At 70.3% G+C, this 24,259-nt stretch carries 23 protein-coding genes; 14 read left to right on the top strand and 9 right to left on the bottom strand.

Annotation, left to right across the window (positions count from 1 at the left end; translation table 11 throughout):
- The first annotated feature begins 862 nt into the window (after window positions 1-862).
- Together ACQUQF_RS00110 and ACQUQF_RS00115 are read left to right on the top strand one after the other, a co-directional pair.
- Complete coding sequence (locus ACQUQF_RS00110; protein WP_435174350.1) at window positions 863-1,066, top strand: hypothetical protein; 204 nt, start codon at window positions 863-865, stop codon at window positions 1,064-1,066.
- Window positions 1,056-1,283, top strand: coding sequence for a hypothetical protein (locus tag ACQUQF_RS00115; protein WP_435174353.1), 228 nt, complete (start codon window positions 1,056-1,058; stop codon window positions 1,281-1,283). The genes ACQUQF_RS00110 and ACQUQF_RS00115 overlap by 11 nt, the downstream gene beginning before the upstream one ends.
- Here the strand turns inward: ACQUQF_RS00115 and glmM are convergent.
- A complete protein-coding gene (gene glmM, locus ACQUQF_RS00120) occupies window positions 1,280-2,617 on the bottom strand; it encodes a phosphoglucosamine mutase (protein WP_435174356.1) in 1,338 nt (445 codons plus the stop codon). The two genes, ACQUQF_RS00115 and glmM, sit on opposite strands and share 4 nt — an antisense overlap.
- Window position 2,618: 1 nt before the next feature.
- Window positions 2,619-3,179 carry a DUF7344 domain-containing protein gene (locus tag ACQUQF_RS00125; RefSeq protein ID WP_435174359.1) on the bottom strand — a complete coding sequence of 187 codons (561 nt, stop codon included), beginning with the start codon at window positions 3,177-3,179 and terminating at the stop codon, window positions 2,619-2,621.
- A gap of 442 nt (window positions 3,180-3,621) precedes the next feature.
- Between ACQUQF_RS00125 and ACQUQF_RS00130 the strand changes: the two genes are divergently transcribed.
- The 7 genes from ACQUQF_RS00130 to ACQUQF_RS00160 all read left to right on the top strand — a co-directional run bounded on the left by ACQUQF_RS00130 (window position 3,622) and on the right by ACQUQF_RS00160 (window position 10,989).
- Window positions 3,622-4,242 carry an acyltransferase gene (locus tag ACQUQF_RS00130; protein ID WP_435174362.1) on the top strand — a complete coding sequence of 207 codons (621 nt, stop codon included), beginning with the start codon at window positions 3,622-3,624 and terminating at the stop codon, window positions 4,240-4,242.
- Window positions 4,239-5,327, top strand: a complete 1,089-nt coding sequence (locus tag ACQUQF_RS00135) for a DegT/DnrJ/EryC1/StrS family aminotransferase (protein ID WP_435174364.1) — start codon at window positions 4,239-4,241, stop codon at window positions 5,325-5,327. Before ACQUQF_RS00130 ends, ACQUQF_RS00135 begins: the two co-directional genes overlap by 4 nt.
- Window positions 5,317-6,309, top strand: coding sequence for a Gfo/Idh/MocA family oxidoreductase (locus ACQUQF_RS00140; RefSeq protein ID WP_435174366.1), 993 nt, complete (start codon window positions 5,317-5,319; stop codon window positions 6,307-6,309). Before ACQUQF_RS00135 ends, ACQUQF_RS00140 begins: the two co-directional genes overlap by 11 nt.
- The gene (locus ACQUQF_RS00145) at window positions 6,306-7,655 is read left to right on the top strand and encodes a nucleotide sugar dehydrogenase (protein WP_435174368.1); all 1,350 of its coding nucleotides are present in this window, start codon (window positions 6,306-6,308) and stop codon (window positions 7,653-7,655) included. The genes ACQUQF_RS00140 and ACQUQF_RS00145 overlap by 4 nt, the downstream gene beginning before the upstream one ends.
- Before the next feature lie 86 nt (window positions 7,656-7,741).
- Window positions 7,742-8,803: a non-hydrolyzing UDP-N-acetylglucosamine 2-epimerase gene (wecB, locus tag ACQUQF_RS00150; protein WP_435174371.1), complete on the top strand. Its 1,062-nt coding sequence runs from the start codon at window positions 7,742-7,744 to the stop codon at window positions 8,801-8,803.
- A complete protein-coding gene (locus tag ACQUQF_RS00155) occupies window positions 8,796-9,896 on the top strand; it encodes a polysaccharide deacetylase family protein (RefSeq protein ID WP_435174378.1) in 1,101 nt (366 codons plus the stop codon). Before wecB ends, ACQUQF_RS00155 begins: the two co-directional genes overlap by 8 nt.
- A 4-nt stretch (window positions 9,897-9,900) precedes the next feature.
- Window positions 9,901-10,989, top strand: a complete 1,089-nt coding sequence (locus tag ACQUQF_RS00160; RefSeq protein WP_435174381.1) for a lipid II:glycine glycyltransferase FemX — start codon at window positions 9,901-9,903, stop codon at window positions 10,987-10,989.
- Between the two features lie 168 nt (window positions 10,990-11,157).
- Here the strand turns inward: ACQUQF_RS00160 and ACQUQF_RS00165 are convergent, their stop codons facing one another.
- On the bottom strand, window positions 11,158-11,325 hold the full coding sequence (locus ACQUQF_RS00165) for a DUF7331 family protein (RefSeq protein ID WP_435174384.1): 168 nt from the start codon (window positions 11,323-11,325) through the stop codon (window positions 11,158-11,160).
- A gap of 297 nt (window positions 11,326-11,622) precedes the next feature.
- Between ACQUQF_RS00165 and ACQUQF_RS00170 the strand changes: the two genes are divergently transcribed.
- From ACQUQF_RS00170 to ACQUQF_RS00185, 4 genes are all read left to right on the top strand, one after another.
- Entirely contained in the window at window positions 11,623-13,425 is a 1,803-nt protein-coding gene (locus ACQUQF_RS00170; protein WP_435174386.1) for a hypothetical protein, read from the top strand.
- A gap of 67 nt (window positions 13,426-13,492) precedes the next feature.
- Complete coding sequence (locus tag ACQUQF_RS00175) at window positions 13,493-14,959, top strand: oligosaccharide flippase family protein (protein ID WP_435174389.1); 1,467 nt, start codon at window positions 13,493-13,495, stop codon at window positions 14,957-14,959.
- Window positions 14,960-15,069: 110 nt separating this feature from the next.
- The gene (locus tag ACQUQF_RS00180; protein ID WP_435174392.1) at window positions 15,070-16,080 is read left to right on the top strand and encodes an NAD-dependent epimerase/dehydratase family protein; all 1,011 of its coding nucleotides are present in this window, start codon (window positions 15,070-15,072) and stop codon (window positions 16,078-16,080) included.
- Between the two features lie 144 nt (window positions 16,081-16,224).
- A complete protein-coding gene (locus ACQUQF_RS00185; RefSeq protein WP_435174394.1) occupies window positions 16,225-17,649 on the top strand; it encodes a S8 family peptidase in 1,425 nt (474 codons plus the stop codon).
- A gap of 102 nt (window positions 17,650-17,751) precedes the next feature.
- On the opposite strand, the gene ACQUQF_RS00190 is transcribed toward ACQUQF_RS00185, so the two are convergent.
- The 6 genes from ACQUQF_RS00190 to ACQUQF_RS00215 all read right to left on the bottom strand — a co-directional run bounded on the left by ACQUQF_RS00190 (window position 17,752) and on the right by ACQUQF_RS00215 (window position 23,725).
- Window positions 17,752-18,621, bottom strand: coding sequence for a CheF family chemotaxis protein (locus ACQUQF_RS00190; protein ID WP_435174397.1), 870 nt, complete (start codon window positions 18,619-18,621; stop codon window positions 17,752-17,754).
- A 123-nt stretch (window positions 18,622-18,744) separates the two neighbouring features.
- Entirely contained in the window at window positions 18,745-20,706 is a 1,962-nt protein-coding gene (locus ACQUQF_RS00195) for a methyl-accepting chemotaxis protein (RefSeq protein WP_435174400.1), read from the bottom strand.
- Between the two features lie 164 nt (window positions 20,707-20,870).
- Window positions 20,871-22,091 (bottom strand): HEAT repeat domain-containing protein, encoded by a 1,221-nt coding sequence (locus tag ACQUQF_RS00200; protein WP_435174403.1) that lies wholly within the window; start codon window positions 22,089-22,091, stop codon window positions 20,871-20,873.
- Between the two features lie 85 nt (window positions 22,092-22,176).
- Complete coding sequence (locus tag ACQUQF_RS00205; RefSeq protein ID WP_435174406.1) at window positions 22,177-22,809, bottom strand: archaellin/type IV pilin N-terminal domain-containing protein; 633 nt, start codon at window positions 22,807-22,809, stop codon at window positions 22,177-22,179.
- 192 nt (window positions 22,810-23,001) lie between these two features.
- Window positions 23,002-23,283: a DUF7521 family protein gene (locus ACQUQF_RS00210; protein ID WP_435174408.1), complete on the bottom strand. Its 282-nt coding sequence runs from the start codon at window positions 23,281-23,283 to the stop codon at window positions 23,002-23,004.
- A 103-nt stretch (window positions 23,284-23,386) separates the two neighbouring features.
- Window positions 23,387-23,725, bottom strand: a complete 339-nt coding sequence (locus ACQUQF_RS00215; RefSeq protein ID WP_435174411.1) for an ArsR/SmtB family transcription factor — start codon at window positions 23,723-23,725, stop codon at window positions 23,387-23,389.
- A gap of 111 nt (window positions 23,726-23,836) precedes the next feature.
- On the opposite strand from ACQUQF_RS00215, the gene ACQUQF_RS00220 reads away from it, so the two are divergent.
- The gene (locus ACQUQF_RS00220) at window positions 23,837-24,247 is read left to right on the top strand and encodes a chemotaxis protein CheW (protein ID WP_435174413.1); all 411 of its coding nucleotides are present in this window, start codon (window positions 23,837-23,839) and stop codon (window positions 24,245-24,247) included.
- Window positions 24,248-24,259 lie beyond the last annotated feature (12 nt).

Below are 24,259 nucleotides of genomic sequence, written 5' to 3' on the forward strand. Positions count from 1 at the left end.
TTCATCGGCGGCCAATAGACTTAAATAAGTAATGCTGCATTGAATCGAAGTCGGCACCTTTATGAATAGGCAGTCTCGCATTGAGAATTGCATGGCACGCGACGAGGCGGCGCGCCGACGCGGGCTCCGACGGCGGTCGGGCCGGCGGTCCGGCGGGCCCCTCGGCGGACGCGGCGGTCGCGCCGGCAGGCGAACGTGGCAGTTGCGCGACCCCGCCCGTCCCGGTCCCCGACCTGACGCCCTCCCCGTCGACCCACCCGGCTCTCCACCCGGCACGCGGACGACCTCCCCCACGAGCCCTCGACGCGGACGGTCCACTCTCCGCTGACACCCCCACTCCGACCGCCCCCGCACTCCCCACCACGCTGGTCTCCCTCCCCACATCCCGCCCCCAAATCTCGCTCATCCCCTTCGCCGCCTCCCCATCTCCCCTCCCGCGCACTTCCCCCTCTCCTCACCTCTCCCTTTCTCCTCCGCCTCTCCTCCGCACCTTTCTCTCTGTGTTCTCTACCCCACCCGCCTCCCCTCTCTCCCCGTCCGCCCTCTCCCTCCCTCTCCACCTCGCCCGATCTGTTCCCGCGTCCGCCGGTCTCCCACTCGATCCCCGTCACACGGCGCTCCGCCTTCGACCCTCGTCCTCTCGACACGCACTTCTCGACCCGCATCGGCCGCGGAAACGTGTGATTACCGCCGAACGTTCGCGCAGGTTGACTTATGTGCCTCGGACGCGTTACCGCGGATACGGGAGGGACAGCGCCCGCGGTCGGCCCCGGGCCGCGCGAGTGGCCTTCATAAATTAGTAGCCAGGCATTGAACGAAAGTCGGTAGCTTTTTCAGGTGGTAATGGGGCATTGAACACTGCATGGCACGCGACGAGACGGCACGCGACTCCGAATCCGAAACGCCCCTCCCCGGCCCGCGCTCCCGCCGCGGGCGGGCCGGACCGAGGGCGACGACGGTCGCCGGGGCCGAGGCGGTCGGCGACGACACCGACGCGGTCCCCGCGGACGGACCGTCGGAACGCCCCGGCGGCCGCGGCGCGCCGGAGGTGGCCGATGGCCACTGAGAACGCGCGGGACGCCGGCGAGCGCTGGCGGGAGGTCCCCCGCGACCCCGAGCCGTCGGACCTGGGCTACGAGATGGACGACTGGGAGGTCATCCGGGCCCGGAAGGACGACCGGGGCCACCTGATGTTCCTGCCCGAGAACGAGGAGATGCTGCGCGACGAGGCGTTCATCGTGGCCGACGCCTGTTCGGTCTGCGACGTGGTCGACCGGATCTAGACTTCTCTCTCCGACCGGGCGTCCTCGACCAGCGACCGGGCCTCCGCGAACAGGTCGTCGGTCCGGGACTCGCTCCTGGCCTCCGCCGTGACCCGCACCAGCGGCTGGGTCCCGCTGGCCCGCACCAGGAACCAGCCATCGTCGGTCTCCGCCCGCACCCCGTCGAGGGTCGTCACGTCGTCGTACGCGTCGCTGACCCGCTCGCGGACGCGCTCGACGACCGCCCCCTTCCGGTCGGTCTCGACGTTGCCCCGCCGGAGCGGGTAGCGCTCGACCTCGCCCAGCCGGGCGTCCAGCGACCCCGTCCGGGAGACCAGCCCCGCGAGCCGACACGCCGCCAGCGGGCCGTCGGGACACAGCGTCTCGTCGGGCCAGATCCACGCCCCGCTGGGCTCGCCGCCGAAGGCGACGCCCGGGTCGGTCGCGCGCTCGGCCACGTACACGTCGCCCACGCGCGTGCGCGAGACCGACACGCCGTGGGCCGCGAGCAGGTCGTCGACCGCGAGGCTGGTGTCGACCGGCACCGCCACCTCGTCGCCGGCGCCGGCGGCCTCCCGGGCGAACAGCGCGAGCAGCAGGTCGCCGGCCACGAACTCGCCGCGCCCGGTGACCGCCCGCATCCGGTCGGCGTCGCCGTCGTGGGCGATGCCGAGGTCGGCGTCGAACCCGGCGTCCCCGCCCGCGACGAACTCCGCGAGCGCCCGGCAGTTCTCGGCGGTCGGCTCGCTCGGCCGGGCCGGGAACGTCCCGTCGGCCCGCTCGTTGAGCGTCTGGACGTCGTGGCCGAGCCGGCGGAGCGCCTCGGCGGTGACCTGACCGACGCCGTTGCCCACGTCCACCACGACCGAGAGGTTCCCCGGCGCGGCCGCGCGGGTCAGCGCCTCGGCGTGGCGCTCGGTCGCGCCGTCCCACGCCGTCACCTCGCCGAGCCCGTCCCATGCGGCCAGGTCGTAGTCGTCTTCGCGCACGCGCGCGGCGATCGACTCGCGCTGGCGCTCGTCGAACGCCTGTCCCGACGGGTTCCAGAGCTTCAGCCCGTTGTCGGGCGCGGGGTTGTGGCTGGCGGTCACCACCAGCCCGGCGTCGGCGTCCCGCCAGCCGACGCTCCGGGCCACGGTGGGGGTCGCGGCCTCGCCGAGCCGGACGACGTCGGCGCCGCACTCCCGGAGGCCGGCGACCGCGGCGTCGGCCAGCATCCGACCGCTCTCCCGGGCGTCGCGGCCGACCACAACCCTGTCGTACCCCTCGCTGGCGAGCGCGCGGCCCACCGAGAGCGCCAGGTCGCAGGTCACTTCGTCGCCGACGCGTCCGCGGACGCCGCTGGTACCGAACATGCTAGTTCTCCTGTCCGTTCGCGCGGTGGAGTTCGGGCGGCGTGCCGACGTCGCCGCCGCGCCTGTACGACACGTAGTGGACGACCGCCGAGACCCCGAACACCACGAGGATGGCGGTCGCCAGGACGAGGCCGGGGATGGCCCCGAACGGGGGGATCTGGAGCCACACCGCCGCGACCAGCAGCGAGCTGACCGCGACCAGCCCGAGGTAGTACCGGTCCCACGCGAACTCGTCGCGGGAGACGTCGCCCAGGTAGAGGTCGAGGTCCGACGCCCGCTCGCCGAGCCGGATGACGCCGGCGTCGCGGTCGTACTCGACGATGTCCGCCTCGTCGAGCTTCGGGAGATGGGTCTGGTAGAGCGAGATGTACACGCGCTTGCGCTGCTCGGTCGAGAGGGCCGAGGGCGTGGTCTCGTTCTCCCACGCCGCGACCTGCTCGGTCAGGTCCGAGAGTTCGGACTCGCCGCCCTCCTGGCGGAGGTAGTAGAGCGCGTACCGACGCCGCGGGCTCTTCAGGACCTCGAACACCTCGTCCTGAGAGAGCTGGTCAGCGCGAGACATGCTCCCGGGGGAGTCGGCAGGTCGTCGGAGGCGATGCGCGTTCGGAGCCACCGGGTCGGGAGGATGTCCGCAGGTGAGACCGCCGCATACTCCCGATATTACCGCGTTGGCACTTTGTTACCCAGTTGCTGTTCGGGGGTAACCCGACGGTACGACGGCGCTCGACGCCGATACGGTCGAAGTAACGCCGCGGAACGGGTCGCCGAGCCGGTAGGTTCGCTCAGCAACGGTGCCCGCAGAAATCCGGCGGTAGAGGCCCGATAGGTCGCGTCTACCGCGGTTCAAGGCCCTATATAACAAAGAGGAACACAGGTCATTGCCTCGATAACGCCCGGCCTCCGTCCGGCGGTACGGTCGGGCAACCCGATCGAAACGACTATGATTCAGTTACCGACGCCAACCGAGACGCAGCCGCTCCGCTCACCGACGGAGGTGACCCCCAGTGGCTAGCGCCGACGCCCGGTCCGAGCGCGGCGACCGGCTCGCCCCCGAACTCGGCGACGACTGCGAGGTCGCCCCCGACGCCACGGTCGGCCACCGCCACCGCGAGGACGCCGCGCCGCCCGTGCTGGGCGACCGCGCGACCGTCCGCTCGGGCAGCATCGTCTACGCCGACGTCGAGATCGGCGACGACTTCACCACCGGACACAACGTGCTCGTGCGCGAGGACACCGCCATCGGCGACGACGTGGTGCTGGGCACCGACGCCGTCGTCGACGGGACGACCACCATCGGCTCGCACGTCAGCGTCCAGACCGGGGTGTACGTCCCGACGAACACCACCATCGGCAGCGAGGTGTTCCTCGGGCCGCGCGCGGTGCTGACCAACGACCCCTACCCAATCCGGGAGGACGTGGACCTCGAGGGCCCCACGCTCGAGGACCACGTGTCGGTCGGCGCGAACGCCACCCTGCTGCCCGGCGTGACCGTCGGCGAGGGGTCGTTCGTCGCGGCCGGCGCGGTCGTGACCGACGACGTCCCGCCCGGGACGCTGGCGGTGGGCGCGCCAGCCGAGCACCGGGAGCTGCCCGACGAGCTGGCGGGAGGGAACCGCATCGAATGAGCGACGTTCCCATCGCCGACCCCGAGCTGGGCGAGCGCGAGATCGCCCGGGTCCGGGAGGTCATGGAGTCGGGCCGCATCGCCGACGGCCCCGAGGTCCGGGAGTTCGAGCGGGAGTTCGCGGCGTTCTGCGGCGCCGACCGCGCGATCGCGACGAGCAACGGGACGACCGCGCTGCACGCCGCCCTCGAGGCGCTCGGAATCGGCCCGGGCGACAAGGTGGTGACGACGCCGTACTCGTTCGTCGCCAGCGCGAACGCCGTCCGGCTCGCGGGCGCCGAGCCCGTGTTCGCCGACGTCGACCCGGAGACGTTCAACCTCGACCCCGACGCGGTCGAGGCGGTCGTCCGCGACGACGAGGACGTCGCCGCGGTCATGCCGGTCCACCTCTACGGGCTGCCGGCCGACATGGACCGGCTGCTCGACGTCGCCGACGACTACGGGCTGGCCGTCCTCGAGGACGCCTGCCAGGCCCACGGCGCGGAGTTCCGCGGCCGGCGCGTCGGCTCGCTGGGCGACGCCGCCTGCTTCTCGATGTACCCGACCAAGAACATGACCACGGGCGAGGGCGGGATGATCACCACCGACCGGGCGGACGTGGCCGAGAAGGCCGAGAGCTTCGTCAACCACGGTCGGCCGCCCGAGGGCGGCTACGAGCACGTCCGGCTGGGCCACAACTTCCGGATGACCTCGATCGCGGCCGCCATCGGCCGGGTCCAGCTCGACCGGCTGCCCGACTACAACGCGGCCCGGCGGTCGAACGCGGCCTACCTCACCGACGCGCTGGCCGACGCCGACGTGGTCACCCCGACCGAGCCCGACGACCGCCGACACGTCTACCACCAGTACACCGTGCTGGCCGACGACCGCGACGGGCTGGCCGACCACCTCGAGTCGGCGGGCGTGGGCACCGGCGTCTACTACCCGACGCCCATCCACGAGCAGCCCGCCTACGACGGCGTGGCCCACGACGCCCCGGCGGCCGAGCGGGCCGCCGACCGGGCGCTGTCGCTGCCGGTCCACCCGAACGTCTCCGAACAGGACCTCCGAACCATCGCCTCCACCATCCGAGAGTATGAACGCTGAACACCCCGACGCGACGAACGCCGCCGTCATCGGCGTCGGCAACATGGGTCGCCACCACGCGCGAGTGTACGGCGAGCTGCCAGACGTGAACCTGGTCGGCGTCTACGACGCCGACGGGGAGCGCGCCCGGGAGGTCGCCGCCGACAACGGGACCGCCGCGATGGAGATGGACGCGCTGCTGGAGGCCGCCGACGTGGCCTCCGTGGTGGTGCCGACCCAGTTCCACGCCGACATCGCGCGCGACTGCATCGACAGCGGCGTCGACGTGCTGGTCGAGAAGCCGTTCGTCGACGACCTCCAGGTCGGCCGGGAGCTGCTCGACCGGGCCGACGAGGCCGGCGTCACGATACAGGTCGGCCACGTCGAGCGGTTCAACCCCGCGGTCCGGGCGCTGGCCGACATCGTGGCCGACCTCGACGTCATCGCCGTCGAGGCCCACCGGCTCGGCCCGCCGCCCGAGGGCCGCGGGGTCGACGAGAGCGCGGTGCTGGACCTGATGATCCACGACGTCGACGTCGTGCTGGCGATGCTGGGCGAGACCCCCGAGAACGTCGCCGCCAGGGGCGTCAAGAACAACCAGTACGCCACCGCAACGCTGGAGTTCGGCGACGGGACGGTCGCCTCGCTCACCGCGAGCCGAGTGACCCAGCAGCGGGTCCGGACCCTCTCGATCACCGCCGAGGACTGCCGGGTCAACGTCGACTACATCGATCGGTCGGTCGAGATCCACCGCCACTCGCTGCCCGAGTACATCGAGGACAACGGCGACGTGCGCTACCGCCACGAGAGCATCGTCGAGCGCCCGACCGTCGAGACCGGCGAGCCGCTCAAGAACGAGCTCGGGTCGTTCGTCACCGCGGCCACCACCGACGCCGAGCCGGTGGTCTCGGGCGAGGACGGCCTCCGGGTGCTCGAGGTGGTCCAGCGCATCGACGATGCGGCGGCCGACGACCGACCCGAACCCGAGGTGACCGCCCGGTGAGCCTGCGGGAGGCGGTCCGGCTGTACGGTAGCGACGCCGCCGAGGCCGACCAGCGCGAGGCGTTCCTGTCGGGCCGGGTCCCGGTCGCGGTGTACGGGCTCGGCAAGATGGGACTGCCGCTGGCCGCGGTGTACGCCGACGTCTCGGGCAACGTCGTCGGCGCCGACGTCGACCCCGAGGTCGTCGAGGCGGTCAACGCCGGCGAGTGCCACGTCAAGCGCGAGCCCGGTCTGGCGGAGCTCGTGGCCGAGACGGTCGCCGACGGTGCGCTCGAAGCCACCGCCGACCCGGCGGCCGCGGCCGACCGGGCCGCGGTCCACGTCGTCATCGTGCCGACGCCCATCACCGACGATCACGAGGCCGACCTCTCCATCCTGAAGTCGGTCGCCGAGGACGTCGGCGCGGGGCTCGACCGCGGCGACCTGGTGGTCGTCGAGTGCACGGTTCCCCCGCGGACCTGCTCGGACCTGCTGGAGCCCATGCTGGCGGAGGCGGCGGGCCACGACGAGTTCGGCCTGGCGTTCTGCCCCGAGCGGACCGCCAGCGGCCGGGCGCTGAAGGACATCCGGGGCGCCTACCCAAAGGTGGTCGGCGGCGTCGACGACGAGAGCACCCGGGTCGCCGAGCTGGTGTACGGCGAGATCACCGACAACGAGGTGCTTGCGGTCTCGGACGCCACCACCGCGGAGGCGGTCAAGGTGTTCGAGGGGCTGTACCGCGACGTCAACATCGCGCTGGCCAACGAGCTGGCGACCCTGACCGACGAGCTGGGCGTCGACGTCAACGAGGCCATCGAGACGGCCAACACCCAGCCGTTCTGCGAGCTCCACACGCCCGGCCCGGGCGTGGGCGGCCACTGCATCCCCTACTACCCGTACTTCGTCATCAACGGGTTCGACACCGACTCGCCGCTGCTGGAGACCGCCCGCGAGGTCAACGACGCGATGCCCGCGTTCACGGTCGAGACGCTGACCCGGGAGCTCGACGCCGCGGGGACCGACCCCGCCGACGCCACCGTGGCGGTCCTGGGGCTGACCTACCGGCCCGGCGTCGAGGAGACCCGCGCGACGCCGGCCGGCCCCATCGCCGAGCGGCTCTCCGAGCTGGGCGCCGAGGTGCTCGCGGTCGACCCCATGCTCGACGACGCCGACGGGTTCGCGGCCGAGATGGTCTCGCAGGACGAGCTGTACGACCGCGACCTCGACGGGGCCGTGCTGGTGACGCCCCACGAGGAGTTCGACGAGATCGAGTGGGACCGGTTCGACCCGCTGGCGGTCGTCGACGGCCGCCAGAGCCTCGACCTCGACGAGACCGACCACAGAGTGTACACCATCGGGAGCGGATAAGCAATGCCGACTGCAATCAACGCGACGGACGAGCGTAGCGCGACGGACGGGAGCACCGAATCGGCCGACCGCCGGGAGGGACCGCGATGAAGGTCCTGACCGTGGTCGGCGCGCGACCCCAGTTCGTGAAGGCCGCCGCGGTCTCCCGCGAGCTCCGCCGGGACCACGAGGAGGTGCTGGTCCACACCGGCCAGCACTACGACGAGGAGATGTCGGACGTGTTCTTCGACGAGCTGGGGATTCCGGAGCCCGACGACAACCTCGGCGTGGGCTCGGACAGCCACGGCGCCCAGACCGCCGAGATGATCGCCGGGCTCGAGGAGCTGATGGAGGCCGAGCGGCCCGACTCGGTGCTGGTCTACGGCGACACCAACTCCACGCTCGCGGCGGCGGTGGCGGCCTCGAAGACGGACGCCGACCTCGCCCACGTCGAGGCCGGCCTCCGGAGCTTCAACCGCGAGATGCCCGAGGAGGTCAACCGGGTGCTGACCGACCACGCCGCCGACCTGCTGTTCGCGCCGTCTCGGCGCGCGGTCGAGAACCTCCGCGAGGAGTCGGTGCCGGGCGAGATTCACAACACCGGCGACGTGATGTACGACGCCGTACTGTGGGCCCGCGACCGGGCGGCCGAGCACTCCAGCGTGCTGGAGGAGTTCGGCGTCGAGCCCGGCGAGTACGTGCTGGCGACGGTCCACCGCGCGGGCAACACCGACGACCCCGAGCGGCTGGCGGCCATCCTCGACGCGCTGGCCGCCGACCCCCGGGAGGTCGTGCTGCCAGCCCACCCGCGGACGGTCGAGTGCATGAAGGACTACGGGCTGTACGAAGACGCGAAAGAGCGGCTCACGCTGACCGACCCCGCGGGCTACCTCGACTTCGTCCGGCTCCAGGACCGCGCCGACGTGGTGGCGACCGACTCGGGCGGCGTCCAGAAGGAGGCGTTCTTCCTCGACACGCCGGTCGTGACCATGCGCGAGGAGACCGAGTGGCGCGAGACGGTCGAGGCCGGCTGGAACACCCTGACCGGCGCCGACGGGGAGGCCATCCGCCGGGCGCTCGCGACCGCCGACCCGCCGGACGCCAAGCCGCGCCCCTACGGCGACGGCAACGCGGCGGCCGAGATCACCCGGCTGCTGGACGATGAGTGACCGATCCGCTTCTGCTACTGCCGACGGTGACGGCGGCCGTCTCGGCGCCCCCGGCGGCGACCGTCGCGCCGACCCCGAGATCGCCGGCTCGCCGCCGGCGGTCGCCGACGCCGAGTTCGCGCTGCTGCTGACCCACGACGTCGACCGCCCGTACAAGACGATCCAGTCGGTCTACCACGCCATAGAGCGGCGCGACCCCCGGCAGCTGAAGGGGCTGCTGCCCGGCGTCAACCCGTGGTGGCAGTTCGACGACATCACGGATCTGGAGGACTCGCTGGGCGTCCGGTCGGCGTTCTACTTCCTGCGCGAGCAGCACATCCTCGAACGGTCCCCCTCGGACTGGCTCGACCCCTTCTACTGGGTCGAGCACCTGGGACGGTACGACGTCGAGACGCCCGAGATGGTCGAGCTGCTCGACCGGCTCGACGCGGGCGGCTGGGAGGTCGGGCTGCACGGCTCGTACGACTCCTACGACGACCCGGTCCGGCTCCGGATGGAGAAGACCCGGCTTGAGGCCGCGCTGGGCGACGACGTGGTCGGCGGTCGCCAGCACCACCTCAACCGCGGCCCGCGGACCTGGGCCCACCACCGGGCGGTCGGGCTGCGGTACGACGCCAGCCCGGGGTCGAGCGAGACGGTCGGCTTCGACCACGGCCACCTGCCGCTCCGGCCCTTCGACGACGAGTTCGTGGTGTTCCCGCTGACGGTGATGGAGTGTGCCCTCCCCGACCCCGGCGAGGACTTCGCCGCGGCGTGGGCCGAGTGCGAGCGCCTGCTCGCGGAGGCCGCCGACGAGGGCGCGGTGATGTCGGCGCTGTGGCACCCCCGGCTGTTCACCGAGGCCGACTTCCCGGGCTACCGCCGGCTCTACCGCCGGCTGATCGAGCGGGCGCTGGAGATGGGGGCGTGGGTCGGCCCGCCGGCCGACTACTACGACCTGATGGACCACCCGGGGACCGGCGACGGCGACCGGTCGACAGAGAGCGCCGGAGAGGCGTCCGGGTCCGCCGACCCGGAGCCCGGCCACAGGCGCGGCGTACGCCGGCCGCAGGCGGAGGATAACAAAGTGAGAACCGGAGCCAACACCGAGTAACAGGATGAGAGTCGAGCAACTCGAACTCGAAGAGTGGGAGTCGGCACTACCGAGCGACGGATTCGAGGCGTTCCACCTGCCCGAGGCCCTCGAGGTGCTGGACCGGCACGCCGACGCCGAGCTACAGCTGTTCGGCGGGTTCAAGGGCCAGCAGCCCATCGCGCTCCTGCCCGTCTTCGTCCAGCGCAGGTCGGTCGGCACCGCGGTCACCTCGCCGCCGCCCAGCATGGGCGTCCCCCGGCTCGGGCCGATCCTGATGCCGACCAGCCCGAAGCGCCGCAAGCAGGAGAAGGTCAACAACGAGTTCACCGAGACGGTGCTCCAGCAGGTCGGCACGGACCTCGGCCTCGACCGCCGGCTCGCGGCGGCGGGCGTCGAGTCGCCGATGGCCGACCGCGTCCTCGACACGCTCGACGTCGACTCCCGGCTCACGCTGTTCCGGATGGAGTGCAACGCGGCCTACGGCGACCCCCGGCCGTACGCGTGGGGCAACCTCCAGGTCGAGCCCAACTTCACCTACTTCCTCGACGTCGAGGGCCGCAGCGCCGAGGAGGTCCGCAAGTCGTTCTCGAAGAGCCTCCGGCGGGACATCCGAGACGCCGAGGAGCTCGACGTGACCGTCGAGACCGAAGGGGTGGAGGGCGCCCGCGCGGTGTACCGGGCGACCCAGCGCCGCTACGCCGAGCAGGACGAACCGTTCTCGCTGACGTGGTCGTACGTCCGGGACCTGTTCGAGGCGCTGGCCGACGACGACCGGGCGCGGGCCTACGTCGCCCGCGACGGCGACGGCGAGTACCTCTCGGGCATCACCGTCCTCTACTCGAACGACCACGCCTACTTCTGGCAGGGCGGCGCGAAGGCGATCTACGAGGGCACCGCGGTCAACAGCCTCATCCACTGGCGGCTCATCGAGGACCTGATCGAGGACCCGCCGGTCGAGTCGGTCACCAAGTACGATCTGATGGGCGCCAACACCGAGCGGCTCTGCCGGTACAAGGCCAAGTTCGGCGCCGACCTGGTGCCCTACTACGTCGTGGAGTCGCCCGGCGCGGCGATGAACGTCGCCAAGCGGGCGTACAAGCTGGTCCAGTAGGGGCCCGGCGCGGACTGACGGCTCGTCGGCTCCCGGCGGACGTCTCGTACTCGGAGAAGAACTGCTTCTCTCGCGGCCCGGCGGTCGGGCCGAAGTCGCATCGCGGTGCGGTGGAACGCGCAGTGGTGCACCGCGTGACGATGCACCGTCCCGCGATCTCGGGGCGGACTACGCCATCTCGGCGACGTCGACCGCCGCGTCGGACTTGAGCCACGCGGCGCTGTTCTCGGTGTCGTAGACGATCGTGTCGCCGGCGCCGTCGCCGACCGCGGCGTAGCGTTCGGTCTCGAACTCCTCGTCGTCGCGCGCGTTCGCGCTGTCGTAGCGTTCGGTCATTGTCGGTGTCCACTTGCGGAGGGTAAGTGGATTTCTATCGGTTAGTTGGCGCCGTACCCTGATAAGGGTTGGCAAACTCTCAGGGAGTGCCGCGAACAGAAAGAAACGACCGCTGGTCGGGAACCGGCCCCGGACCGGACAGTCGGCCGGCGACTCGTCCGGCGGGCGGCCCACCGGATCGGGAACCCGCCGGCCCGTTTTCGGGGCCTACGGTAGCGCAGGCGGCCCATAACAAAGCCCCGAGGCGGGGACTGCTGGAAGTAACGACGCGTCCGGACGGGCGCGGTCTGGATACACATGGATACGGACACGCACACCTCCCAGCGTCTGGAGAAAGGCGCTCTCATCGTCGGTTTCGCGGCGCTCGCCGCGGCGGTGCTCGTCGCGCGCGGATCGTCGCCGGAGACGTACGAGCTCTCCATCTACGCCGGGACGCCCCCGGCGTACTGGGCCGGGACGGGGGTCGCGCTGCTGGTCGGGATCTTCGTCGGGCTGTACGGCGACGGCATCGAGCGGCGGCTCGCCCTCGCGCTCGCCGGCGTCGCCGGGTTCGGGGTGGCCTCGCTCCCGGTGCTCCGGTCGTACTACTTCTTCGGCGCGGGCGACGCGCTGACCCACCTCGGGTGGGCCAAGGACATCGCCGCCGGCCGGATGTCGGTGCTGGACTTCCTCTACCCCGGCACCCACACCATCGCGGTCGTGATCGCCGACGCGACCGGGATGGAGCTCCACCGCGCGATGCTGGTGATGGTCGCGACGTTCTTCGCGGTGTTCCTGCTGTTCGTCCCGCTGGCGACGTGGACCGTCACCCGCGACCGGCAGGCGACCGCGCTGGCGGCGCTGTCGGGGGTGCTGTTCCTGCCGATCAACAACATCAGCGTCTTCGACATGCCCCACCCGACCACGCAGGCCATCCTGTTCCTGCCGCTGGTGCTGTACCTGGCGGCCCGGTACCTGCTCCGGGCCGACCGCGAGCGGCTGGTCGTCGGCACCCCGACCGGGGCGCTGCTGGGGATCGCCTCGGTCGCGGTCGTGCTGGTCCACCCCCAGCAGGCCGCGAACGTGCTCGTCGTCTACGCCTCGATCCTGGGCCTCCAGCTGCTGGCCCGGTTCGTCGGCACCGCCGAGGTCGACCACAGCACGTTCGCGCTCCAGACGGCGTTCCTGGCCGTGGTGTTCGCGCTCTGGGCGCCCCGCCACGAACGGGCGACCGGCGCCACCTCGGCGCTGCTGAACATGCTGACCAGCGGCCTCCAGGTCGCGGGCGAGACCACCCAGGCCGCGGGGTCGGTGTCGGCGGTCGGCGGCTCCATCGCGGTGCTGTTCGTCAAGCTGTTCGGCGTGAGCGTCGTGTTCTGCGCACTCGCCGGCCTGGTGGTGCTCGGCGGCGTCCTCGACCGGTTCGACGACCCGCCGGACCTCAACCCGTTCGCCCGGTACCTCGGGGTCGCGCTGGTCCCGCTGTTCGGGCTGTTCTTCGCCTACTTCGTGGTGAGCTACGAGAAGCTCCACTTCCGCCAGCTCGGGTTCATCATGGTGCCGGTGACCGTCCTGGGCGCGGTCGCGCTCGCCCGCGGGATCGACGCGCTCTCGGCCCGGTTCTCGCCGGGGAGCGCCCGGGCGGTGGTCGGCGTCGCGCTCGCGGTCATGCTGGCGGCGTCGCTGGTCACCGTCTACGGCTCGCCGTACATGTACCAGAGCTCCAGCCACGTCACCGAGGCCCAGATGAGCGGGTACGACGCCGCGGTCGAGCACGTCGGCTCGGGCACGTTCGTCGGCATCCGGGGCACCGGCATACGGTGGACCGACGGGGTGCTGGGCTACAACGAGAGCCGGCGGCGCGAACTGGCCGGCGGCAGCCTCTACATGAACGAGACGCACCCGGCGTACGGGGAGAACTTCACCGGGAGCTACGTCGCCCGCCACTACCAGGGCCACTACCTCGCGTTCACCGACCGGTCGCGCGCGATCGACGTCCAGGTGTACGACGGCTTCCGGTTCGACAGGCGGGGGTTCCGGTCGCTCGACGCCGCGCCCGGGCTGAACCGGGTCCAGTCGAACGGCGGGTTCCAGATGTACCGGATAAACCGGACGGCCTGACCTGGACTGCACCGATGGTCATCGAATCGTTCTCACGTCGACGCGGACGCCACCTCGACTCCCGACCATGGATCTGAAACGCTTCGCGCGGTCGTTCAAGGCGATGCTGAGCGCGCGGGCCCTCCACATGGCCGCCAGCGGCGTGCTGATGGTCGTGCTCGCCCGCGTCCTGCTCACCAAGGAGCAGTACGGCCTGCTCGGGTCGGCGCTGGCGGTGATGGGCGTCGTCCAGCTGTTCTCCGACCTCGGCTTCGCCAAGGCGGGCGCGCGCTACATCACGGAGTACCGCGAGACGAAACCCAGGCAGGTGCCCCACGTCCTCCGGACCGCGGTCGGCTTCCGGCTCGCGACGGTCCTCGTCGTCGGCGGGCTGTTCGCGCTGCTGGCCCCGTGGGTCGCCGGCGCGGTGGGCCAGCCCGAGATCGGGCCGCTGCTCGCGCTCGGTGCGGGCTACGTCGCGGTCCACTCCTTCTTCACCTTCTCGCAGGTGATGTTCCAGGGGTACAACCAGATAACGTACAGCGCGGCCATCCGGGCCATCGGGTCGGTCGGCCGGCTCCTGCTCGCAGTGGCGTTCGTCGTCACGGTGGGCGGCGCGGTCGGCGCGCTCGCCGGCTACATCGCGGGCTACGGCGTGGGCGCGCTCGTCGGCATCGGGCTGCTCTACGCCAGGTGCTACCGGGACGCCGACCGCGACGAGGCCCCGGAGGACGGGCTGGTCGGTCGGGTCGTCCGGTACAGCGTCCCGCTGACCGCGACCCGGGGCGCCAACATCCTCGACAAGCGCGTCGACACCATCCTGGTCGGCTACTTCATGAACCCGGTCGCGGTGGGCTACTACTACCTCTCGAAGCAGATCGTCGGGTTCGTCCACTCCCCGGCGGCGTCGCTGGGGTTCACGCTCTCGCCGGCCTACGGCGAGCACAAGGCCGAGGGCGAGACCGACCACGCCGCCAGCATCTACGAGACGACGCTGAAGTACATCCTGCTGCTGTACGTCCCGGCGGCCGCCGGCATGGTCATCGTGGCCGAGCCCGCGCTCCGGCTGATCTTCGGCCGCGAGTGGGTCGACGCCGCGCCCGTGCTCCAGGTGTTCGCGGGCTACGTCGTGCTCCAGGCCGTCTCGTACGTCACCGGCGACGCGCTCGACTTCCTCGGCCGGGCCCGCGAGCGGGCGCTCGCCAAGGGCGGCGGGTCGGTCGCCAACTTCCTGCTCAACCTGCTCATGATCCCGGCGTACGGCGTGGCCGGCGCGGCCGCCGCGACGGTCGTCACGCACGCCGGCGTGCTGGCGGTCACCCTCCGTGTCATCCACGCCGAGCTCGACCTGTCTGTCGGCGAGCTGGTCCGGCACCTCCTCGCGGTGGTCGCGGTCACGGGCGCGATGTCGGTGGCCGTGATCGCGGTGCTCGCCCACGTCGGCGGCGCGGTCGCGCTCGTCGGCGCGATACTCGCCGGCGTGGCGGTCTGGGCCGGCCTCTCGGTCGTGAGCGGACTGCTCGACGTCCAGCGCGTCAGAACCGTCCTCGCCTGAACCGCGACACCCCATCCCATGCGACGAACGACATCTGCATTCGCGGTCCGAACCGCAGTCGAGTCGCCGAGACGCCCAGCTATTTGGCCCGCCGCGTCGAGGGTCGACCCATGAACGACGATCCGGAGTCCGACCGTCGAGCCGACGGCGACGACCCGTCCGACGACCCGACCCCCGACGTCGACGGCTTCGACCGAGCGCCGGAGGTCGCCGGCCGGACCGTGCTGATAACCGGCGGGGCCGGCTTCGTCGGCAGCCACCTGGCCGAGGCGCTGGTCGGGGACAACGAGGTGCGCGTGCTCGACGACCTCTCTGGCGGCGCCCGCGAGCACGTCCCCGAGGGCGCGGAGCTCGTCGAAGGCGACGTCTGCGACGGGGAGACGGTCGCCGAGGCGATGGCCGGCGCCGACCTGGTGTTCCACGAGGCCGCGCTGGTGTCGGTCGAGGAGTCGGTGGCCGACCCGCCGCGAAGCAACCGGATCAACGCGGCCGCGACCGTGAACCTGCTGGAGCGGGCCCGCGAGGAGGACGCCCGGGTGGTGCTGGCGTCGTCGGCCGCGGTGTACGGCCACCCCGAGTCGGTGCCGGTCGCCGAGGGCGACGCCAAGGAGCCGACCTCGCCGTACGGCATCGACAAGCTGACGCTGGACCACTACGCCCGGCGGTACCGCGACCTCTACGGGCTGGAGACGGTCCCCCTGCGGTACTTCAACGTCTACGGGCCCCGCCAGAACCCCGAGTACAGCGCGGTCGTCAACGTCTTCTTCCGGCAGGCCGCCGACGGCGGCCCGCTGACCGTCGAGGGCGACGGCGAGCAGACCCGGGACTTCGTCCACGTCAGCGACGTGGTCCAGGCGAACCTGCTGGCCGCGACCACCGACCGAGTCGGCGAGCCGTTCAACGTCGGCACCGGCCGGAGCGTCACGGTCAACGAGCTCGCCGAGACGGTGGTCGAGGTGACCGGCTCGGACGCCGAGATCACCCACGTCGACCCGCGGGCCGGCGACATCCGCCACAGCGAGGCCGACGTCTCGAAGGCCCGCGAGGAGCTCGGCTACGAGCCGACCGTCTCGCTCCGAGAGGGGCTCCGGGGACTGGCCGAGGCGAAGGGGCTCCGGTAACTCGCGTCTGCGTCCCTCGAACTCCCGTCCGGACTCGTTCGGTACGGCCAGGCCGACACTCCCACGAGCAACGCGGAAAGTCGCCCCTACTTACATTATCAAACGCAAATATATTTAGTGCAGGAGAATGTTGTTTGAGTAGTCATGTCAAGACACAGTAGGCGGACGTTCCTCCGGGCGGTCGGGGGCGCCGTCGGCAGTGCAGCGCTCGCGAGCGGGACGGGCGTCGCAGCGGGAAGCGGCGGAACGGGCGAGCGGTTCCTCGTCGACCTGCGGGAGGTCTCGCGGAGCGAGGTACCCGACGCCGTCGAGATCCTCCACGACATCGCCGAGATAGATCTGCTCGCGGCCCGCGGCGACCCGGACGACGTCCCCGGGTCGGCGTCCACGACCCCGGACGTCACCGTCTACCGGGACGACCGGGCCCGCGACCCCGGGCCGGCCAGGGAGCGCGCGGGGAAGGGCCCCGGACGCAACGGCCCCGCGTGGGACAGCGGCGAGCCGACCTACACGGAGCTCCAGTGGGACAAGCGCGACCAGCGCGTCGGCGATCTGACCGAGAATCCGGGCGACGGCCGGACCGTCCAGGACACCGCGACCGGCGAGGGGACCCGGGTCGCGGTCATCGACAGCGGCGTCTACGACGGCCACCCCGACCTCGCCGACGTCGTGAACGACGACCTGTCGGCGAACTTCACGACCGACCCGTACGACTTCCGGCCGAACGGCGCGGGCGACCACGGGACCCACGTCGCGGGCATCGTCGCCGCGACGAACGCCGACGGCGAGGGCGTGCTCGGCACCGCGCCCGGGACCGAGATCGTGGCCCATCGCGTGTTCTCCGGGGTCGAGGGCGCCACCGGCGACGTGCTAGCGGCCATCGTCGACGCCGCCAACAAGGGATGTGACGCCGCGAACATCAGCCTGGGCTATCCGCCCGCGACGCCCGAAACCGACTGGGTACCCCTCGTCGCGGCGGCGTACCGGCGCACCGCGGAGTACGCGCGGTCGAAGGACATGGTCATCGTCAACTCCGCCGGCAACGCCGGCATCGACATGACGCCAGACGACGTCGTCAGCCTTCCGACGGAGGTCGAGGGCATCTTCGGCGTGTCGGCGACCGGTCCGATCGGCTACCTCTGGGACGACAAACAGCCGAGCCGGGAGGACAAGGCGCTGAAGAAGCTGGAGACGGAGCCGACCCACCCCGCGGTGTACACGAACTACGGCACGGGCGTCGACGTGAGCGCCGCGGGCGGCAACTACGACCCCGAGGCGTACCGCGACGACGTCCCGGGCTGGTACTACGACCTGGTGTTCTCGACCGTCGTCGAGCGGGACGACGACGGGGATCCGGTCCCCGGCTACGGCTGGAAGGCCGGCACGTCGATGGCGGCCCCGCAGGTGACCGGCGCGGTAGCGCTCGTGCGCTCGCTCCGGCCGGACGCCGGCGCCGAGGACGTCGAGTCGCTGCTCCGGGAGACGGCCCGGGACGCCCCCGGCGGCGAACCGTACCACGGCGCGGGGCACCTCGACCTCCGGCGACTGGTCAAGCGCGCTCGGAAGTGAGGCGGCGGCCCGCGACCCTCCGCCGACGGACTCACCGACGTCGGGGCGAAACGGTACCTGACGACAGGAGAGAACGAGTGCGAACCCCAGACCGTCGAGCCGTCACTTCTCGTTAATCGACTCGCTGGCGATGTTGCGCCCGCGGGTCTTCAGGCTCACCTCGCGGCGCTTGCGGACCTCCTCGAGCACGTCGACCTCGATGAGCCGCTCGAAGATGCGCTCGACCTCGTCGACGTCCATCCCGAGGAAGTCCGGGATCTCGAACGACGAGACCCCCGAGTACAGCGCCATCAGGACCTCCTTCTCGGTCTCGTCGAGCTCGACGCCGCCCTCGTTCTTGCGCTCGCCCTTCCGGAACAGCGACTCCAGCAGGGTGGCCCGTCGGGTCTGGCCGGAGACGTACGTCTGGATGCTGGTGTCGCCCTGGGTGTGCTCGACCTCGAGCACCGTGCGCTGCTCGCCCTTGACCGTCCGGGTGGCGCGCTCGACCGACCCGATGTCGTCGAGCTCGATGCCGACGAACGTGCCGCTGGCGATGGCCACGTTGACCATCCCCTCGGTCACCTTGACGCGGGCCTTCTCCCACTCGGTGTCCTGGACCACGCCCCCTTCGACCGCGGGGTGCTTGGTCAGGATCATCTTCTGGTTCAGCAGGGCGCCGTAGACGGCGGTCTCGAACTCCTCGATGTCCATGTTCGTCCCGAGGAGGACGACGTTGTTCTCGAACTCGACGCTCAGGTAGTCCGAGACCGCCGCGACCGCCTGGTTGACGTCGTAGCGGCCCTTGATGCCGTTCACCTTGGACAGCGGGATCGACCGCTTGCCCTGGTTGCCGGCCAGCACCAGCCGCTTGTTCGAAAGCAGGATGCGGCCGCTGGTCCAGTCGGGGTCGTTGAGCTTGCGGCCGTTCTTCACGACCTGCAGGAACTTCCCCTGTGTGTCGGTTATCTTGTGCTCGCCTTCCTTGCTCATGAGTCGTGTCCGCGTTCTCGGCGCGCTCGCTCGCGTCGACCAGCCGTCGCCCTGCGGGCCGTCGGCGGGAGGAGTCGGCGTCCGTCGGAGTTCGGTGCGGTCATGGCGGGGATGTCCGTGGCGTCAGGTCCGGCTCCGCATGTCGTCGACGCGGGCCGAGAGCTCCTCGATGGCCTCGGTCTGGGCCCGGGTCGCCGACACGATGTCGTCGGTCGCCGCGTCCACGTCGTCGGTACTGTCGCGGACGTCCTCGACCGTGGCCATCACCTGCTCGATGTTGGCGGCCTGCTCGTCGTTGGCCTCCGCGACCTCGGTCACGCCGCTGGCGGCCTCCTCGACCGCGTCGGCGATCTCCTCGAGCGCCACCAGCGCGTCCTCGATCTCCTGGCCCGCGTGCTTGACCTGCTCGTTGGACTCCTCGACCGCGACCACGGTCTCGTTGGCCTGCGACTGGATCTCCTCGATGCGCTCGGCGATCTCCTCGGTGTGCTCGCGGGTCTCGTTGGCGAGCTGCTTGACCTCGTCGGCGACGACCTCGAAGCCGCTGCCGGCCTCGCCCGCACGCGCCGCCTCGATGTTCGCGTTGAGCGCCAGCAGGTTGGTCTGGTCGGCGACCTCCGCGATGACCTCGACCACGTCCTCGATCTCGTTCATCTGGGACTCGAGCTCGGTCACGGTGTCCACGAGGTCCTCGCTCATCTCGATGACCTCGTCGGTGGCTTCGCGGGCGCCCGTGCTGGACTCGAGACCGCTGTCGGCCGACGCCTTCGCCTGTTCGGCCGCCGACGCCACCTGGTCGGAGCTGGCGGCGACCTCCTGCATGCTCGCCGAGAAGTTCTCCATCTGGGTGGCGACCTCCGACAGCTGCGCGGTCTGTTCGTCGACCTGCTCGTCGATGGCGTGGGCCGATTCGGCCGCGTTCGCCACCGAGTCCTCGAGGTCGTCGGTCTTCTCGCCGACCCGCTCGGTCAGGGACTCGAACTTGTCGGCCAGCTCGTTGACCTGGTCGACGACCTCGAGCAGCGAGTCGTCGACCACGCCGTGTTCGTCGTGGAACGACGCCCGCGCCGACAGGTCGCCCGACCCCATCGCCGCCATGGTCCCGCTGAGCTCCTCGACCAGCGAGGTGACGCCCCGCTGCCGGCGGACGTCCTCGGTCCGGTCGTGGACGGTCTCGACGACCGCGACGACCTCGCCGTCCTCGTACACCGGCAGGGCCGAGAAGTCGATGTGGCGCTCGACGCCGTCCCGGGTTGTCATCGTGCTGCTGTCGCGGTAGAGCGTCCGCTCGGTATCGGCCCGTTCGACGTCGAACTCCCGGTGGGCGGACTCCGGCGCCTCGGACACCTTGTCGGCGAGGGTCTTGGCCCGCCGACCGTCGGGATAGAACGCCTCGCTCGCGTGTTCCAGCCCCACCGCGTCCTCCGCGTCGAAGCCGGTGAGGTCCGCGATGGCCTCGTTCCACGTCACTACCTCGCCGCGCCTGGTGTCGAGGATGAAGACGGGGACGTCGATGCCGTTGAGGAGGTCGTCGTCGTCCAGGTCGAACTCGTCGTCGTCCGGAGCGACCTCACTACTGGTTCCGACCGATCCGGTCGCTCCGTAGGCGTCGAGGCCGGACTGCATGTCGGCCAGCGTCGCCGAGAGCGCCGACTGGAGTTCCTCCTCGGCGCGCTGGAGCTCCTCGACGACCGCCTCGTTGTCGGCGCCGAGCCGGTGTTCGAGCTGTTCGAACGTCTCGGCGACGAGTCGTTCGACGCCGACCTCGTAGGTGCCGGCGAAGGTCGAGGCCGCCACGCCCGCCTCGGCGTGTCGTCCCCCGAGGTCGGCCGCGTCGCCGACCGCGGCCGACGGGTCGTCCAGGACCTGCCCGAGGTGGACCGCCTGGGCCTGCCGGAGGTCGTCGCTCGCCTGACTGTCCCGATACGCCTCGGCGAGCTGCGACCGGGTCACGGTCCCGTCGGCCGAGACCGACACGCTGCCGGTCTGGGTCCCGCCGTCGAACGTCACGCTCCGCTGGCGCTCGGTCCGACTTTCGCCGTCACGTAATCTCGTTAAAATTTTCGTTAGACTGTCCCTGACCATCGTATGCCGGAAAGAGACACCAACCGGATATAAAGTTTTACGCAAATTTCACGCGCGATAACCCCGCCGGACCGTCGTCCGGCGACCGCGCTCCGATCCCGTCCCGTCGCGCTCCGACGGTACGCGATTCCGGTACCGACCGCGCTCTACGTCCGACCGACCCGCTACCCGCGTCCGCCCAGCTTCGAGAGCGCGGAGAACGCTCGCTTGCGGACCTGCTCGTCGTCGGTGCTGTCGATCAGGTCGTCGAGGCGCTGGCGGGACCGCTCGCCGCCGACCTTCCCCAGCGTGAACGCCGCCTTCGCCCGCGCGTCGCTGCTCACCTCCGGGTCGTCGAGCAGGTCGAGCAGCGCGTCCTCGGCCGCCTCGCCGCCGACCTCCGCGATGCTGGTCGCGGCGAACTGCGCGGTCATCCCGTCGTCGTCGTCGAGCACCGACGCCAGCGCCTCGATGGCCGCCTCCCTGTTCCGGTCGCCGGCCACCCTGCCGAGCAGCCACGTCGCGTTCCGGCGCTGGTGGGGCTGGGTCCCCTGGTCGAGGATGTCGACCAGCGAGTCCACCACGCTCCGGTGGTCGGTGGCGCTCAGCTTCTCGACCATCCGCTCGCGCAGCTTGTGGCTCTGCTGGCCCGGCGCGTTCGACAGGAGTTCGATGAGCGAGAACACCGCCGACCGGCGGACGGTCTCGCTCTCGTCGGACAGCAGCGAGATCAGCGCGTCCAGGGGTTTCACGCTCGCGAAGTTCCCCAGCGAGGTGGCCGCGATGCGCCGGACCGTCTCGCTGTCGTCGTCGAGCAGGTCGAGCAGCGCCGAGAGCGACTCCTCGCCGCCGATCCGACCGAGCGAGTCGGCCGCCTCCCGGCGGACTTCGACGCTCTCGTCGCCGAGTCGCTGCCGGAGCGCGGCGACGGCGCGCGGGTCCTCGATGCGGCCGAGCGCGCGGGCGGCCCGCGCGCGGACGCGCTGGTCGGGGTCGTCGAGGCGCCCGACCAGCGCCTTCGTCCCGGCCTTGTTGCCGATGCGGCCGAGCGCGTTGGCCGACGCCATCCGGAGCTCGGGCTGGTCGGCCCCGAGGGTCTCGACCAGCGCCTCCGCGCGCGCCCACTCGGCGCCCTCGGTCGGCACCTCCTCGCCGGTCAGCGCGGCGACCAGCTTCTCGACGGCGTGGCGCTGGTCGAGCGCGTCGATGGCCGCCGCCCGGACGGCCTCGCTCTCGTCGCTCTGGGCGGCCTTCACCAGGGGGTCGAGCACCTCGTAGTCCTCGGCCTCGACCTCGCCGAGGATGTCGGCCGCGCGCCGGCGGACCGGCTCGCTGTTGCTGTTCGTCAGCAGCGAGGTGAGCTGGTCCACGTCCCCCGTCTTCTCCAGTTCGAACAGCGACGTCACGACTGGTCGATTGCAGCGGTCCGATAAAAACGTGGGGGTACTCGACGGAAAATCGAGAGGAAGGTCGGTCAGTTGTCGATTCCGCTTAGACCGTGACGGCGCTCTCCTGGGAGAGCGACTGCGGCACGTTCGCGCGGTAGATGGTGACTGCGCCGTACTGGGTGGTCAGCTTAAGCTCAACTTCCTGACCCTCGCCGAGCTTGCTTCCGCTAATGGCCTCCGCGTTCATGGTGACCTTGAAGCGGTCGTCCTGCTCGTCGAGGACCGGCACGGACTCGGACGGGTCCTTTATAGCCGAGACGTTGAAGTAGGTGCTCTCACCGTACTCTGTGTCTGGATTGTTATCAATATTCCCTGAAGTTGCAGAGAGATTACCCTCAGTAAGCGTTGTAGCGGTGTTCGGACCGATCCACTCGATAGTAGCCGTCGAGAGGTTGATGTCGTCGGAGCCGGAGCCGCGCATCACCGTGAGGTTAATGTAGTCAACCTCTTCGGTGTTCGCGACGTTACCGAACCCACTCACGACCTGCACGCGGTTCGAGACCTGCGCACTGGACTCTTCACCGGTCTGTTCGCTCTTGGTCTGGAGGAAGCCGGCCGTGTTGATGAGCACGCCCGCCGCGATCGCCGCGACCAGCACCATCGCGATGAACACGATCAGCGTGCCGATACCCACTTGACCTCTGTCAGTCAACCGCTCCTTGAATTTCTCTTTCATTTTCTCACGTCCTGTCCGACAGCCAATGTGACATTGACTACGGACTCTACCCGGAACGAAACGAAGCTGCATAATAAATGTAAGGCCGCGATTATCACCTGTGATATTACCTTATCCGACAGGACAACTTTCGTATGATTGCGGGAGGATCGAGTAGAACGGACGAATTTCAATCATTTGTTCAGGCACTGCTCATCCGTCTGCGGCGATGCTGTAGATGACGAACAGGTAGCCGATCGTGGTGATGAGGTAGTTGACCGACAGCAGCATCCGGGTCTGCTCGAACTGGGTCAGGAACGCGCTGACGGTCGTGGCTATCGCCGCGGCGACGATGAGCGCGAAGCCGACCGAGAGGTGGAACATCGCGCGCCGCGACGTTCGGTTGTAGGCGCGGATCGCGATGCCGACCATCGAGAGGCCGGCGGTCGCGAGCGTCAGGCTGAACGCGACGTACAGCAGTTCTATCGTTTGCATGGTCTTCCTGTGCTGAGAGGCCGTCGTCGGCCGGGCGAGGTCGGGTCGGTCGGTGTCGCGGCCAGTCGGTGTCGCGGCCGGTCGGTCCGGGGAGCCGCTCGGGTCACTCCGCCTTGAGGTCGCGCCACACGTCCGCCAGCGAGTTGTCCACGTCCGGACGGTCCTCTGTCGCGACGTCGATGGCCTCGTCCTCGAACGAGATCTCGAGCGCGTCGACGTTGCGGCGGTAGACCTTCGTGCGCCGGCCCTCGTCGGAGAACTCCCGGCCCGAGAGCTCGAGCAGGTCGGCCTCGGTGAGTTCCTCGATCCGCCGGTAGCTGGTCGCTATCGGGATCTCGAGTTCGTCGCTCAGCTCCTGGGCCGACTTGGCCTCGCTCGTGGCCCGGAGTATCTCGGCGTTGTACTTGTTGCCGAGCACCCGAAGGAGTTCCACGGCCTCCATCAGTTACCGCATTTGAAAACGTGGGTTAAAAAGATACCGTAGCCGACCCGTCAGTCTCGGGAGAGTGACTGCGTCGGAACAGTAAAGTGGTCCCCCCGGGACGCAACGGGTATGTCAGAGACAGTCGGCGACGTCCAGGTCCTCGAATTCCGGCTCGAGGACCGCAAGTACTGCATCGACATCGCGCACGTGGACGAGATCGTGGACAAGGAGGAACTGACACCGCTTCCGAATTCCGCGAGACATATAGAGGGAGTGATGGATCTGCGAGGCACCACGACGACCATCGTCAACCCAAAGACGGTGCTCGGCCTCCAGGAGACCGAGACCGGCGAGCGCGTGGTCGTCCTCGAGGGCGACGGCGACGACCACGTCGGGTGGCTCATCGACGCCGTCAACCAGGTCGTCAGCATCGACACCGACGAGGTCGACGAGAGCGTCGAGAGCGGGTCGGTCCGAGGCATCGTCCGGCAGGACGACGACTTCGTGGTCTGGATCAAGCCCGACGAGATCAACGACTGAGTCGAGGCCCGA

The sequence above is a fragment of the Halorussus sp. AFM4 genome (genome assembly GCF_051194995.1).
Classification (GTDB): domain Archaea; phylum Halobacteriota; class Halobacteria; order Halobacteriales; family Haladaptataceae; genus Halorussus.